Raw genomic sequence first — 13996 nt, forward strand, 5'->3', positions numbered from 1 at the left:
GCGTAAAGATTTTATTTCCGATTCAATTATTGCCAAAGCGCCACGTAAAGTGGGGGTATACCGCTTGGTGATGAAGGCAGGCTCTGATAATTTCCGTGCCTCTGCGGTACAAGGCGTCATGAAACGTATCAAAGCTAAAGGTATCGAAGTGATTGTGTATGAGCCAGTGCTGAAAGAAGATGAGTTCTTCCGTTCAAAAGTCTACCGTGACCTTGAGGCCTTTAAAGCGGATAGCGATATTATTTTGGCTAACCGGATGGTGCCTGAAATCGAAGATGTGGCGGATAAAGTGTATACCCGCGACCTATTTGGTAACGATTAAATGAATTTGTTTTTTGACAAGCCTTTAGTTTCTGTAATCATGCCCTGTTATAATGCAGAAAAAAACATTCAGGAGTCAATACAGTCTGTTTTAGAGCAGGAGTATGATAATCTTGAATTGATAATTATCGACGATAATTCAACAGATAATACTAGAAGTATTCTTAAAAAGATTGATGACCCTAGGGTTCATATCATTCTTTCTGATGAAAATCATGGTGCTGGGTATTCTCGAAATAAAGGTATCGAAAGTGCTAAAGGACGTTTTATTGCCTTTTTAGATAGTGATGATATTTGGTTAAAAAATAAATTAAAAGAACAAGTTTCTTTTATGTTAGATAATAATTACAATTTTACTTTTAGTTATTACCAACATATAAGTAACAACGGATTAGGAAAAATTGTCACAGCTCCAACATTCACAACCTACCATAAATCATTATACGGTAATGTAATAGGTTGTCTGACAGTAATCTATGATGCTGATTACTTTGGTAAACAATACATGCCGCTGATTAGAAAAAGGCAAGACTTTGGACTATGGTTAACATTGCTTTCCATCGAAAAGAAAGCTTATTGTTACCCTAAAGTGTTAGCTTATTATCGGACAGACTCCGGTATGACTCAAAATAAGTTGAATGCTGCTAGATATCAGTGGCAATTTTATCGAGAAGTTTTAAAACTTAATCCTTTTCAGACTTTCTGGTATTTTTCTTTTTATACCATCAATGGTTTCTTAAAACATTCGAGTATACTAAAGAAGTAAAAGTGTTCTAATAACATGAAATAAATGATTTTCATTAGAATAACCGTTATATTCTATTAGCTTTACTTACGATAAACTCCTACTAAAGGAATAGCTAGTTTATGAAACATCTTTCTGTTATTGCGCTAATGCTCACAGCATTAACTGGCTGTACTGTTACCCCTGGTGTCTATATGTCTACCTCGGGCAAAAATGTCGTCGACACTGGCGATCGTGATATTTCTAAATTTGTCGATATCTACCCGATCTCGCCAAAACTATTAGATGAGATGTATACCCCACAGGTTATCGCAAAACCCAACCCAACCTTAGAGAAGCAACTTGCAACCTATGAGTACCGTGTTGGTGTGGGTGATGTATTAACCATTACGGTATGGGATCACCCTGAGTTAACCATTCCTGCTGGCTCTTACCGTAGCGCCGCGGACTCCGGTAACTGGGTGCATTCCGATGGTACTATCTACTATCCGTATATTGGTAAAGTTAAAGTTATCGGTAAAACCGTCACTGAAATCCGTAACTTAATTAGCAACCGCCTTGCAACCTATATTGAGTCTCCGCAAGTGGATGTCAGCATTGCCGCCTTCCGCTCACAGAAAATGTATGTGTCAGGTGAAGTGGCTAAACCCGGTACATTACCGATTACTAACGTACCGTTAACGGTTTTAGAGGCCTTTAATAATGCAGGCGGCCTGACTGAAAAAGCCGATTGGGACAATGTCGTACTCACCCGAAATGGCAAAGAAATAAAAATCTCACTGCAAGCATTAGTTCAGTATGGCGACCTAACCCAAAACCATCTGATGCTACCGGGTGATGTACTATATGTACCACGTAACGACGGGCAAAAAGTGTTTGTGATGGGAGAAGTAGGTCAGCCAAACACCCTAACCATTGACCGTGCTGGCATGAGTATTACTGAGGCACTGAGTAAAGCAGGCGGTACAGATCAAAATACCGCTAATGCAACCGGCGTATTTGTCATCCGTCCAATTAAAAACCAAACCTCGGGCGATAAAGAGCTGGATGCCCTACTGCCGAAAAAAATGGCGGCGGTCTATCAGTTAGATTTATCCGATGCCACTGCCATGGTGATGGGAACGGAATTTAAACTGCAACCTTATGACTTAGTTTATGTTACCGCAGCACCCGTTGTACGTTGGAACCGCCTAATCACCCAATTGCTACCAACCATCGCAACTTATAATCAGTTAACCGAAGGTACTAAACGTATTCATGACTGGTAATCCATATGTTTAATAATATTCTCGTTGTCTGTATGGGGAATATTTGCCGCTCCCCCACGGGGGAGCGCCTATTACAAACCCATTTCCCCGATAAAAAGGTGCACTCCGCGGGCATTATCGCCAAAGAGGATCGTCCCGCTTATGATAGCGCCATCCGTATTGCACAAAACCACAATCTCTCTTTAGATGGCCACCAATCACGTCGTTTAACCAGTGAATTATGTAAAGAAGCAGACTTAATCCTAGTGATGGAAAACGACCATATTGATAGAATCCATCAACAGTTCCCTGAAACGCGTGGCAAAGTCATGCTGTTCGGCCAGTGGCTAAATAAAACCGAGATCCCAGATCCGCATAAACGCAGTGATGAAATGTTCGAGCATGTTTATCAACTGATGGAAAAAGCCGTTATACAGTGGCAAGGGAAAATTTAATTTTACTATTTGAAGGCTTAACGTTAATTGATTATGAACACGACAAAAACCAGCTCCGCTGCCTCGGACGAAATCGATCTGCTGGCGCTCTTTAAGATACTCAAATCCAGCTACCTTAAAATCGGCTTTTTTACCCTCTTTTTTATTGTAATTGGTGCCGCTTATAGCTTTCTAGCGACACCAATCTATCAAGCCAATGCGACACTGCAATACGATAAAATGAGCCAAGTTTCATTGTTAGATCAAATGAGCGATGTGATGCCATTTGCTAATAGTAATAGCCAAGCCGATTCCGAAATCGAGGTCATTAAGTCTCGGATGGTGCTCGGTAAAACGGTTGCAGACCTTAATTTAGATACCCAAGTCGCACCCGCTGGTTTTTTCGATAGGCTTTGGGGAGACAAAGCTTCTGTCGCTATTTCCCTCTATTCTTTACCTGAACATCTTATTGGTGAACCCGCTATTGTGACCTATTTAGGCGAAAACCGTTATGCTCTTCATATTGATAACCAAACCGTTGAAGGCAAAGTGGGCGAACTCCTAAAACAAGATGAAATCAGCTTGCTGGTATCCTCAATCAATGCTGAAGTCGGACAAGAATTTACCTTATCTAAAGATGCCCGTTATTCGACCATTGAAAACCTACGTAATACCTTAACGATTGCAGAAGTCGGTAAAGGCACGGGGATTATTAATCTTGCTATTAAAGGTGCTGACAAAGCGGAAAATGTACAGATTTTAAATAGCATTATCCAAAACTATGTGGATCAAAATACTGAGCGTAAAAAAGAGGTCACCAACAATACGCTATTATTCTTAGATGAATATTTACCGAAAGTAAAAACTAAATTGGACAACTATGAAAACCAATTAAATGCTTTCCGTAAAAAGAATGAATCTATCGACCTGTCCTTAGAGGCTAAATCGGCTCTTGATAGCGCCTTGCAAGTCGAAGAGAAACTCAATGAGTTAACCTTTAAAGAGGTAGAGATCCAGCAGCTCTATACCCGTAACCACCCTGCTTACCAATCATTGCTGGATAAGCGTCAGCAACTGTTACGTGAAAAAGAGAAAATCAGTAAAAATATCCAAAAACTTCCCAATACCCAGCAACAGATTGTGCGTTTAACACGTGATGTAGAGTCCGAGCAAGCTATCTATAATCAGCTAGTGGCCAAACAGCAAGAGCTGAGCGTATTAAACTCCGGGATCACCGCCGATGTACGCATTATTGACTCGGCAGAATCCCAACCTAATGCCGTGGCACCGAAAAAAGCGCTCATAATGGTTCTGGCGACGATCCTCGGTTTTATTGTGGGTTGCGCTTATGTGATCGCCCGTGAGTTCTTTAATAATAAGATTAAAGGTACTGAAGATATCGATGCATTGGGTGTTAACGTCTATGCCACTATTCCATTCTCTACTCATGAGAAAAAATTAATTGCAGCGGGGAATAAGCGCCCACTTGCATTGGAAAACCCAGCCGATACGGCAGTAGAAGCCATCCGTTCCCTGCGTACCAGCGTTTACTTCTCGGTGATGAACCAAGGGAATAACTTGGTGATGATCAGTAGTGCGTCACCGGGCGTAGGTAAAAGCTTTGTTACCTCTAATATGGCGGTTGTATTAGCTAATGCGGGTAAAAAAGTCCTCCTAATTGATACCGACTTACGTAAAGGCCGTATTCATAAAGCCTTTGGTTTAAGCAATAAAGCGGGGTTATCCGAATATTTGGCTCAGCAGGACATTACGCAACCGACCATCCACCGTGGTGTGATTGAAAACCTAGATGTGATCTGCCGTGGTAAAAATGTCACTCACTCTTCTGAGTTACTGATGGGAGAACGTTTTAAACACCTACTCGACACGATGAAAGGACAATATGATATCGTGGTTATCGATACCGCCCCAATCTTAGCAATCACTGACTCTGCGATTATCGGTAAGTACGTCGGCACCTCACTGCTTATTGCCTACTATGGTGTCAATACGGTGAAAGATATTGAGCTATCGCTAAAACGCTTTAAACAAAACGATATCGAAATCACAGGCGTGATCCTCAATGGTATCGATGCGAAATCAGACGACTATAACTATGTCTATGAGTACTAGTCGTACAGGAATTTAAAATGAATCATACAAAGGTCTTAGTCACAGGCGGTCTTGGCTACATTGGTAGCCATACCTGTGTGCAGATGATTGAACAAGGCATGCAGCCAATTATTTTAGATAATTTATGTAATGCCAACCCAGAAGTACTCAACCGCATTGAAACCATCACAGGTAAAAAACCTGTCTTCTATGCCGGTGATGTACGTGATAACGCTATTCTGGATACGATTTTTGCTGAGCACCAAATCACATCGGTGATCCACTTTGCTGGGTTAAAAGCGGTTGGTGAATCCGTTCAAAAACCGATTGAGTATTATGATAATAACGTCAATGGCACGTTAGTATTACTTGCCAGTATGCAAAAAGCGGGTGTCAAAAGCTTAATTTTTAGCTCATCGGCTACTGTGTATGGTGATCCAGAAGAAGTACCATTAACCGAAGACTCTAAAGTCGGTGGTACTACCAACCCATATGGCACCAGTAAATATATGGTTGAGCGTATTCTTGCTGATCTATATATTGCACATAACGATTGGTCGGTTACTTTACTACGCTACTTTAATCCCGTTGGCGCACACCAATCAGGTTTAATTGGTGAAGACCCACAGGGTATTCCAAATAACCTAACACCTTATATCGCTCAAGTAGCAGTTGGTCGTCATAAAGAAGTCATGGTATTTGGCTCTGATTACCCAACTCCAGATGGTACTGGCGTACGTGATTATATCCATGTTATGGATTTAGCTAGCGGTCATATTGCAGCATTAAACAATGTCAGCCATCAAGCAGGCCTACATATCTATAACCTAGGTACGGGTAAAGGAACGAGTGTATTAGAGATGATTGCTGCTTTTGAAAAAGCATCAGGTAAACCTATCCCGTATAAAATTGTTGAGCGCCGCCCTGGCGATATCGCTGAATGTTGGTCTAGCCCTAAAAAGGCCTTTAATGATTTAGGATGGAAAGCACAATATTCAGTACAAGATATGGTTAATGACAGCTGGCGTTGGCAATCTCAAAACCCTAACGGCTATAAGCAGCAATAGCCTTTAATTGAGATCCTTCACTTAACAGCGGGTTCCTTATCGAACCCGCTTTTTTATTTAGCTTCAACAACTACATGCAACTTGTACCATTTGCGCGTAAAATCCTTCCTCATTGTTCCATCTAACTTGACTGTTTAATACAACCATTCGTTATGCCACATATTGTTTTATTCGAACCAGAGATCCCGCCAAATACGGGCAATATTATTCGCCTTTGTGCCAATACCGGATTTAGTTTGCACCTTATCCATCCGCTAGGCTTTACTTGGGATGATAAGCGACTACGCCGTGCAGGCTTAGATTACAGTGAATTCGCCGATATCAAACACCATCATGACTATTATGCTTTTTTAGATAGCGAAGGCTTAAGTCCTGATAATAACCAATCTGCTAGCGGTGCTCGCGTTTTTGCTTTAACCACCAAAGGTAAGCCAAGCCACAGTAATGTAAGCTATCGGCAAGATGATTATTTAATGTTTGGTCCAGAAACGCGGGGATTACCCCCTTACGTACTCGACAATATGCCAATTGAGCAAAAAATTCGTATCCCTATGTTGGCAGATAGTCGCAGTATGAACCTATCCAACTCTGTTGCAGTGGTGGTGTTCGAGGCATGGAGGCAGTTGGGTTACGCAGGAGCATTATTACGCGACTGATTTAGCAGCCATGCATGCTTGAACTGTCCTTATAACGCCATTATACCTGTACAGAATAAAGTACAAGTATAGGAGGGTAAATGAAAACAATTTCATTTAGTGATGCTAGAAATAATCTAAAATCGGTATTAGATAGCGTTGTTGATGATGCAGATACAACTATCATCACTCGTCGTGACTCAGAGGATGCTGTAGTTATGTCTTTAGAGTTATTACAATAGCCTAATGGAAACGATTTATTACGCTCACCAGCAAAAGAGAGCTTATAAATGAGTAGATTTTTAATATGAACTGACCAAGGATGGGAAGACTATCTATACTGGCAAACCCAAGACAAAAAACGCTCAAACGCATTAATAAGCTCATTGACGATACTAAAAGAACCCCCTTTTATGGGATAGGAAAACCAGAACCACTAAAAGAAAACTTAGCTGGCTTCTGGTCTAGACGAATAGATGAAACAAATAGGCTCATTTATTCAATAGACGATGAGGGTTTAACTATTATTGCTTGTCGTTATTATTAAAAGGTTCAATAAATTGTGATACAGTAACATGAAATAACTCATCTGTATGGCTAGTATATTCATCCATATCTTTTAGCAGTTTCAGCTCAGATAAAATAATGACTCTTCTCAAATCCCATCGCCATCTTCAAAACCATAAATCGAACCATTAAAGTTCTGATCCATCTCAAATGATGGTTTATCACTATTTGGCTTGCCAACCACCCGAGCAGGTACACCCGCGACGGTTGTATGAGGGGGAACAGGGTGAAGAACAACCGAGCCAGCACCAATTTTTGCGCCACGACCTATCTCAATATTACCAAGAATCTTCGCGCCAGCGCCGATCATCACGCCTTCTCGTACTTTAGGGTGACGGTCACCGCAGGTTTTGCCTGTACCACCTAAAGTCACGGATTGAAGAATAGAAACATCGTTCTCAACAACGGCAGTTTCACCAATCACAATGCCCGTAGCATGATCCAGCATAATGCCACAACCAATACGAGCAGCAGGGTGAATATCCACTGCAAAAGTGACTGATATTTGATTTTGCAGGTAAACCGCAAGCGCTTGGCGCCCCTCTTTCCATAGCCAATGCCCAATACGGTAACCTTGCAATGCATGGAACCCTTTAAGGTAGAGGAGTGGCGTAGAGTATTTATCCACCGCGGGGTCACGTAGACGCACGGCGGATAAATCCATTGCGGCTGAAAAGATCATCTGCTCATCATTACGATACGCTTCTTCAACAATCTCCCTCACTTCCATCGCAGGCATAATGGGAGAGCTTAGCTTGTTTGCTAACATATAGCTGAGCGCACTGCCTAAGTTGTCATGCTTTAGCAGTGTTGCATTAAAAAAACTGGCTAGTAGCGGTTCACAATCAGCAAGCGATTTTGCTTCCTCTTTAATAAACCCCCAGATCCTATCCAATTCTTCTCGCGACATAATGACTCACTTATCTTTTAACTTTAATCTTTCGACGTCGGCGTATAAGCAATTTCATCTTTTGTTGCACGCCCTAATAGAGCCTGTGCAGCCTCTAACACATTTTTATGGCAATAGAGGATTTGATAAATTTGCTCCGTGATAGGCATCTCAACACCAGTACGCTCAGCAAGCGCTTTCACTTCTTTAGTATTGCGATAGCCTTCCACCACTTGGCCAATCTCTTTTTCGGCTTCACTGACACTCACCCCATCGCCGAGCATCATACCAAAACGGCGGTTACGTGATTGGTTATCAGTACAGGTTAACACTAAGTCACCTAACCCCGCCATACCCATAAAGGTGGCAGGATCAGCACCTAATGCCGCACCTAACCGGCTCATTTCGGCAAGGCCACGGGTAATTAATGCGGTACGCGCATTCGCGCCAAACCCCATACCATCAGAAATACCCGCGCCAATCGCAATGACGTTCTTCACGGCTCCGCCAAGCTGTACGCCGACCATATCAGGGTTTTTGTACACACGGAAACTCTTACCGCAATGGAAAAGTTGTTGCAGTTCATCGCCAAATTGGCTGTCGGTTGCCGCAACCGAAATTGCCGTCGGCATCCCCGCCGCCAGCTCTTTGGCAAACGTAGGGCCAGATAGCACCGCGAGTGGAATTTCATTGCCTAATACTTCACGTGCCACATCTTGTAATAAGCGTCCTGTATCTCTTTCTAAGCCTTTAGTCGCCCAAATAACACGAGAATTGGCTTGGAGATGAGGTTGAATTTGCTTGAGTACATCACCAAAAACGTGGCTTGGTACTACGATCAAGATATTCGGACTCGCTTCCACGGCACGTTTGAGGTCCGCTTCGAGAGATAAACTATCAGGGAAAGAAACGCCAGGCAAAAATGCCTGATTGCTACGTTCTTGTTGTAATGTATGGATATGCTGAGGATCATGCCCCCACAGCACAACCTGATGACCATTACGAGCTAACGTAATGGCTAAAGCGGTGCCGTAAGATCCGGCACCGATGACTGTCATTGAAGCAGTTTTCATTAAGCGTCCTGTTGAGCTTCTGTATCTGGCGCTGATTCACCTTGCTGCTGTTGCAAATAATTCATAAACAGTGCATCAAAGTTAACTGGCGCAAGGTTCAGTTGAGGGAATGTACCACGGCTCACCATGCTAGTGATTGCTTCACGTGCATATGGGAACAGAATGTTAGGGCAGTATGCACCTAAGCAATGTGCCATTTGCGTGCCTTCAATACCTTCGATTGAGAATACACCGGCTTGTTGAACTTCACACAGGAATGCAGTTTCTTCACCCAGTTTTGCTGTTGTGGTAACACGCAAAACAACTTCATAAACACCTTCAGTCAATTGAGTAGAAGAAGTATCCAAATCCAGTTTGATTTCTGGCTGCCACTCATGCTGGAAAATATGTGGTGCATTCGGTGCTTCAAATGAAACATCTTTTGTATAGATACGTTGGATCTGGAATACCATTTCTGAGTTGTTTTGTTCTGACATAGTTTTAATACCTTTTAACTTCCATATGAATTTGACTGTATAGACCCGCCGATGTTCAAACTAACCTGTCTCAAATGAGCATCATTGGATATATGACAATTTACACGCCGGATAAATTATTTCTTACCACGAGCCAACGGCAGGTTTTCACCTGACCAGCCAGCAATCCCTTCTTTTAAGATAAAGACTTTTTCAAAACCGTGCTGGACAAGGTGCTCAGCCGGTTTGCCTGATTCCATACCACTTGCAGAGACCACAATAACGGGTTTCTGTTTGTGTTTATCTAGCTCACCTAAATTATTGTCTTTAATTTCAGATGGCGTTAAGTTGATAGAATCAATAATGTGCCCTTTGCGGAAGTCGTCACGAGTACGTAAATCCACAACGACTGCCTCTTCTTTATTAATCAGAGCAATCGCCTGCGCGCGAGTGATCACTTTTGATTTAGAGAACAAACCTTTAAAGGTCATTACGACCACCGCGACAAATAGTGCGATCCAAACCAGACTCAATAACATGTTCCGGCTGACGAATTGCATGATTTCTTGCATCATGGGGGGCAATCACTCCCGTTAGTTAAAAACGAATACCAAAGGGTTCAGAGTATACCTTTGTGTTGAGCTAATTACAGCCAGTTAACGCAAACTACATTGTTTTTTTTGCGAAACACTCCGCAGAAATGGTCTCTAATCCCAACAAAATAGCGTTTATTTATCAATATAGACGAACCATTTTACCATAAGCACAAAGCGTGACAAAAAATTGCACTGTTAAAATCAAGCATTCTGTGTGGTGAAAAAAGACACTGAGGCACTAACGAGCACTGAAAATATTTGATTTAATGCTACAAAATGGCGCGATACACTATACAATCAATAGGATGACAAATGATGATATGCTAATTATTACAAGATAATTTAGTTTTCATCAGGTCATAAAACGCGTTTGGTTCGGCGCGATTTGTTGCAATATTCAGAATAGGGTGCTGGTAACTCACGCTATCAGATGAAATAATCAGCTATCGCATTTATTCGAGGTTTTCTATCAGAATGGCCAATACACATAACCGGATGAAAAGAGCAGCTATTCGTCAGGCTATTGCTTCAACCCTGTTCGTTTGTGGATTAATCTCTCTGGTGCCTAATCAGGTATTGGCGGCCAATCAGATCACCGAAAATAAAGATCAGCTCCAAAATTTGCTGCAAAATATCGCTGAAAAAGAAAAAAGCGTCAAAAACCAGCAAGCCAAACGGGCATCATTGCTGAATCAACTCCAACAGCAAGAGAAAAACATTTCTGCGGCAGGGCGTGAGCTACATGAGACACAATCTCAACTTAAGCAATTAGATAAAGAGATTTCCTCATTAAACAGCAATATTAACCGATTGCAAAAGCAAAAAGCCGAGCACGAAAAGTTACTTGCCGAGCAACTTGACGCAGCCTTCCGATTAGGTAAGCACCAAGGTCTATCACTGTTTTTAAAAGGTGAAGAAGGCCAACGGGAAGAGCGTATCCTCGCCTATTACAGCTACCTCAATCAAGCGCGCGAAAAAAATATTAAACAGCTTGAGGCCACCACCCTTGAGCTAAATCAGCAAAAACAGCTTGAGCAGCAAAAACAAGCGGAACAAAAAACAGCTTTAGCTCGCCAACAGCAAGAAAAACGTAAACTCGATAAGGCTCAGGCAGCACGTAAGCAAACTCTTGCGGCCCTTGAAAGTACGCTTAAAGAAGATCAAAAAAATCTTGCCATCATGAAACAAAATGAATCTAGGTTGCGAGATAAGATCGCGCGTGCTGAACGTGAGGCGAAAGCCAGAGCGGAGCGTGAAGCACGTGAAGCCGCACGTATTCGTGCTGAGGTGGCCGAAAAAGAGCGTAAAGCCAAACAAAAAGGCTCGACTTATAAACCTTCAGAGAGTGAGCGTTCACTCATGTCTCGTACTGGTGGCTTAGGCCGCCCTGCGGGGCAAGCACTATGGCCAGTTCGCGGACAGACCCTGCACAATTATGGTGAGGCAATTTCAGGTGAGCTACGCTGGAAAGGTATGGTTATCGGCGCTAACGAAGGCACACAAGTCAAAGCCATTGCCGATGGCCGTGTACTACTTGCTGACTGGCTACAAGGTTATGGCCTCGTCGTCGTGGTTGAACATGGTAAAGGCGATATGAGCTTATATGGCTATAACCAAAGTGCTCTCGTCAATGTTGGGCAAGAAGTTCGCGCTGGGCAACCTATCGCCCTTGTGGGAAGTAGTGGTGGGCAAGAGCGACCAGCACTGTACTTCGAAATTCGTCGGCAGGGTAAAACGGTCAACCCTCGCCCTTGGCTAGGTAGATAGCCAAATAAATAGTTAGGAATATAATTATGTCAAAACGCCGGCCTTTTATGCGACTCATCGGTTTATCTCTTTTGATGATGAGCCTTCAGGCTAGTGCAGCAAAATTAGCGATAGTCATTGATGACTTTGGCTATCGCACAAAAGAAGATAACCAAATATTGGCGCTGCCGACGCCAATCACGATTGCTATCTTGCCTGATTCACCTCATGGTCAGCTTGTTGCCAATAAAGCCCATCAGCAAGGGCGAGAGGTTATCATTCACATGCCGATGAAACCCCTTAGCAAGCAACCACTCGAAAAAAACACCCTTTCACCAACCATGAGCGCCGAAGAAATTGACCGTATTATCAAACGAGCCATTAGCCAAGTACCTTATGCCAAGGGCATGAATAATCATATGGGCAGTGAAATGACCTCTAGTCTTTCAGGTATGCGCCATGTCATGAACTCACTGTCTAAGGCGAACTTTTTCTTTTTAGATAGCGTGACCATCGGAAATACGCAGGCCGTAAAAGCCGCAAATGAATTTGGTGTTCCCGTTGTACGCCGCCATATCTTCCTTGATAACCATCAATCAGAGGAAGAAACTCGCGTTCAACTTAATAAAGCGGTCGCCTATGCACGTAAACATGGCAATGCGATTGCGATAGGTCATCCACACCCTTCAACCGTTCGTGCTTTGCAGAAATACTTGCCGCAACTCCCTGCAGATATAGAACTTGTCTCGGTAAGCGCCTTATTACAAGGAAGTTCGAAACCCTCAGACCAAAAACCGTTAAAAATGCAGCCTGAAACGCCGAATAAACAGCCCACGCCTTCTACAGTCAACCCTAAAGATACGGCGCTGGAGCCAGTTAGGCTCGGGGTATGTGAGTTTACAGTGCCAGAAAATGCGTCGCTAGAAGGGATTGATTTTCTGATGTTTGTGGTTGAATCAATTTATCAAGATAAGACGCTACAGCCACTATTATCTGCCCCAAAATAGCCGTTCTTTACACAACAAAAACCTAACACTGCTTTCCAGTTGCCGCACAAATTCGGCAACTGGAATACCACCGACTAATCCCAATTTAATATCACTTTTCCTGACTGCCCTGAACGCATCACGTCAAAGCCCTTTTGGAAATCATCGATAGAAAATTGATGGGTGATTATTGGTGAAAGATCTAACCCAGATTGGATCAAGGTCGCCATTTTATACCAAGTTTCAAACATCTCTCGGCCATAAATACCTTTGATAAATAGGCCTTTAAAGATCACTTTACTCCAATCAATCGCCATTTCTGAAGATGGGATCCCCAGTAAAGCAATGCGACCGCCATGGTTCATCGTGTCTAGCATAGAGTGAAAAGCCGCAGGCGAGCCAGATACCTCTAAAGCCACATCAAAGCCTTCTTGCATGCCAAGCTCTTTCATCACATCTTTTAGATTTTCACGCCCCACATTCACCGCACGAGTGACACCCATTTTTTTGGCTAGCTCTAATCGATAGTCATTGATATCAGTGATAACAACGTGACGAGCCCCCACATGTCGGCACACCGCGGCAGCCATAATACCGATAGGCCCTGCTCCTGAAACTAAAACATCTTCACCAACAAGATCAAAAGAGAGCGCAGTATGAACCGCGTTACCAAATGGGTCAAAGATAGCAGCAATTTCATCTGGAATATTATCGGGGATTTTAAACGCATTAAATGCAGGCAACACAAGGTATTGTGCAAAACAGCCGGGGCGATTTACCCCCACGCCAATCGTGTTACGGCATAAATGCGTGCGCCCCCCACGACAGTTGCGACAGTGACCGCATGTAATATGCCCCTCACCGGAAACACGATCACCGATTTTAAAGCCTTTGACTTCCTGTCCTATCTCAACAATTTCCCCAATATATTCATGGCCCACAACCATTGGAACAGGAATGGTTTTTTGTGACCATTCATCCCAGTTATAGATATGAACATCCGTACCACAAATGGCAGTTTTACGGATTTTTATCATCACATCATTGTGCCCGAGTTCCGGTTTTGGAACTTCTGTCATCCATATACCTGGTTCTGCTTTTAATTTAGACAGTGCTTTCATAG

The 13996-nt window shown here is 42.8% G+C and carries 15 protein-coding genes and 1 pseudogene; 11 read left to right on the forward strand and 5 right to left on the reverse strand.

What is annotated here, in order from left to right; translation table 11 throughout:
• The 9 genes and pseudogenes from PSF11_RS19300 to PSF11_RS19340 all read left to right on the forward strand — a co-directional run.
• Positions 1 to 322, forward strand: a 322-nt coding sequence (locus PSF11_RS19300; protein ID WP_272682873.1) for a UDP binding domain-containing protein, incomplete at its 5' end; no start/stop codon positions are given.
• Positions 323 to 1087 (forward strand): glycosyltransferase family 2 protein, encoded by a 765-nt coding sequence (locus tag PSF11_RS19305; RefSeq protein ID WP_036942521.1) that lies wholly within the window; start codon positions 323 to 325, stop codon positions 1085 to 1087.
• Positions 1088 to 1188: 101 nt separating this feature from the next.
• Positions 1189 to 2334, forward strand: a complete 1146-nt coding sequence (locus PSF11_RS19310; protein WP_036942520.1) for a polysaccharide export protein — start codon at positions 1189 to 1191, stop codon at positions 2332 to 2334.
• A 5-nt stretch (positions 2335 to 2339) separates the two neighbouring features.
• Positions 2340 to 2768 carry an arsenate reductase/protein-tyrosine-phosphatase family protein gene (locus PSF11_RS19315; protein ID WP_014657219.1) on the forward strand — a complete coding sequence of 143 codons (429 nt, stop codon included), beginning with the start codon at positions 2340 to 2342 and terminating at the stop codon, positions 2766 to 2768.
• Positions 2769 to 2801: 33 nt separating this feature from the next.
• Positions 2802 to 4880: a polysaccharide biosynthesis tyrosine autokinase gene (locus PSF11_RS19320; protein WP_081368643.1), complete on the forward strand. Its 2079-nt coding sequence runs from the start codon at positions 2802 to 2804 to the stop codon at positions 4878 to 4880.
• Between the two features lie 17 nt (positions 4881 to 4897).
• Positions 4898 to 5926, forward strand: a complete 1029-nt coding sequence (galE, locus tag PSF11_RS19325) for a UDP-glucose 4-epimerase GalE (RefSeq protein ID WP_014657217.1) — start codon at positions 4898 to 4900, stop codon at positions 5924 to 5926.
• A gap of 152 nt (positions 5927 to 6078) precedes the next feature.
• On the forward strand, positions 6079 to 6582 hold the full coding sequence (gene trmL / locus PSF11_RS19330) for a tRNA (uridine(34)/cytosine(34)/5-carboxymethylaminomethyluridine(34)-2'-O)-methyltransferase TrmL (protein ID WP_014657216.1): 504 nt from the start codon (positions 6079 to 6081) through the stop codon (positions 6580 to 6582).
• Positions 6583 to 6662: 80 nt separating this feature from the next.
• A complete protein-coding gene (locus PSF11_RS19335) occupies positions 6663 to 6803 on the forward strand; it encodes a type II toxin-antitoxin system Phd/YefM family antitoxin (protein WP_427864963.1) in 141 nt (46 codons plus the stop codon).
• Positions 6804 to 6872: 69 nt separating this feature from the next.
• Positions 6873 to 7108: pseudogene (locus PSF11_RS19340) on the forward strand (Txe/YoeB family addiction module toxin); the annotation flags it as partial.
• A gap of 108 nt (positions 7109 to 7216) precedes the next feature.
• Here PSF11_RS19340 and cysE read toward each other — a convergent pair.
• From cysE to PSF11_RS19360, 4 genes are all read right to left on the reverse strand, one after another.
• Positions 7217 to 8038 (reverse strand): serine O-acetyltransferase, encoded by an 822-nt coding sequence (gene cysE, locus PSF11_RS19345; RefSeq protein ID WP_004924317.1) that lies wholly within the window; start codon positions 8036 to 8038, stop codon positions 7217 to 7219.
• 23 nt (positions 8039 to 8061) lie between these two features.
• Positions 8062 to 9090, reverse strand: coding sequence for an NAD(P)H-dependent glycerol-3-phosphate dehydrogenase (gene gpsA, locus PSF11_RS19350; protein WP_004924313.1), 1029 nt, complete (start codon positions 9088 to 9090; stop codon positions 8062 to 8064).
• The gene (gene secB, locus PSF11_RS19355; RefSeq protein ID WP_014657213.1) at positions 9090 to 9566 is read right to left on the reverse strand and encodes a protein-export chaperone SecB; all 477 of its coding nucleotides are present in this window, start codon (positions 9564 to 9566) and stop codon (positions 9090 to 9092) included. Before secB ends, gpsA begins: the two co-directional genes overlap by 1 nt.
• Before the next feature lie 116 nt (positions 9567 to 9682).
• Complete coding sequence (locus PSF11_RS19360; protein ID WP_004924305.1) at positions 9683 to 10120, reverse strand: rhodanese-like domain-containing protein; 438 nt, start codon at positions 10118 to 10120, stop codon at positions 9683 to 9685.
• A gap of 495 nt (positions 10121 to 10615) precedes the next feature.
• Between PSF11_RS19360 and envC the strand changes: the two genes are divergently transcribed.
• Together envC and PSF11_RS19370 are read left to right on the forward strand one after the other, a co-directional pair.
• Complete coding sequence (envC, locus tag PSF11_RS19365) at positions 10616 to 11908, forward strand: murein hydrolase activator EnvC (protein WP_004924302.1); 1293 nt, start codon at positions 10616 to 10618, stop codon at positions 11906 to 11908.
• Positions 11909 to 11934: 26 nt separating this feature from the next.
• Entirely contained in the window at positions 11935 to 12894 is a 960-nt protein-coding gene (locus PSF11_RS19370; RefSeq protein WP_072502669.1) for a divergent polysaccharide deacetylase family protein, read from the forward strand.
• Positions 12895 to 12968: 74 nt separating this feature from the next.
• Here PSF11_RS19370 and tdh read toward each other — a convergent pair whose 3' ends face one another.
• Positions 12969 to 13994, reverse strand: a complete 1026-nt coding sequence (tdh, locus tag PSF11_RS19375; protein ID WP_036942514.1) for an L-threonine 3-dehydrogenase — start codon at positions 13992 to 13994, stop codon at positions 12969 to 12971.
• Between the last annotated feature and the right edge of the window lie 2 nt (positions 13995 to 13996).

The sequence above is a fragment of the Providencia sp. PROV119 genome (genome assembly GCF_028482435.1).
Classification (GTDB): Bacteria; Pseudomonadota; Gammaproteobacteria; order Enterobacterales; family Enterobacteriaceae; genus Providencia; species Providencia stuartii.

What these genes read in the sequence shown, in the direction of transcription:
- PSF11_RS19370 (WP_072502669.1), top strand. Translation starts at nt 11,935, where the DNA reads ATGTCAAAACGCCGGCCTTTTATGCGACTCATCGGTTTATCTCTTTTG.
- envC (WP_004924302.1), top strand. Translation starts at nt 10,616, where the DNA reads ATGGCCAATACACATAACCGGATGAAAAGAGCAGCTATTCGTCAGGCT.
- PSF11_RS19315 (WP_014657219.1), top strand. Translation starts at nt 2,340, where the DNA reads ATGTTTAATAATATTCTCGTTGTCTGTATGGGGAATATTTGCCGCTCC.
- galE (WP_014657217.1), top strand. Translation starts at nt 4,898, where the DNA reads ATGAATCATACAAAGGTCTTAGTCACAGGCGGTCTTGGCTACATTGGT.
- secB (WP_014657213.1), bottom strand. Translation starts at nt 9,566, where the DNA reads ATGTCAGAACAAAACAACTCAGAAATGGTATTCCAGATCCAACGTATC.
- gpsA (WP_004924313.1), bottom strand. Translation starts at nt 9,090, where the DNA reads ATGAAAACTGCTTCAATGACAGTCATCGGTGCCGGATCTTACGGCACC.
- PSF11_RS19310 (WP_036942520.1), top strand. Translation starts at nt 1,189, where the DNA reads ATGAAACATCTTTCTGTTATTGCGCTAATGCTCACAGCATTAACTGGC.
- cysE (WP_004924317.1), bottom strand. Translation starts at nt 8,038, where the DNA reads ATGTCGCGAGAAGAATTGGATAGGATCTGGGGGTTTATTAAAGAGGAA.
- PSF11_RS19360 (WP_004924305.1), bottom strand. Translation starts at nt 10,120, where the DNA reads ATGATGCAAGAAATCATGCAATTCGTCAGCCGGAACATGTTATTGAGT.
- tdh (WP_036942514.1), bottom strand. Translation starts at nt 13,994, where the DNA reads ATGAAAGCACTGTCTAAATTAAAAGCAGAACCAGGTATATGGATGACA.
- PSF11_RS19335 (WP_427864963.1), top strand. Translation starts at nt 6,663, where the DNA reads ATGAAAACAATTTCATTTAGTGATGCTAGAAATAATCTAAAATCGGTA.
- PSF11_RS19305 (WP_036942521.1), top strand. Translation starts at nt 323, where the DNA reads ATGAATTTGTTTTTTGACAAGCCTTTAGTTTCTGTAATCATGCCCTGT.
- trmL (WP_014657216.1), top strand. Translation starts at nt 6,079, where the DNA reads ATGCCACATATTGTTTTATTCGAACCAGAGATCCCGCCAAATACGGGC.
- PSF11_RS19320 (WP_081368643.1), top strand. Translation starts at nt 2,802, where the DNA reads ATGAACACGACAAAAACCAGCTCCGCTGCCTCGGACGAAATCGATCTG.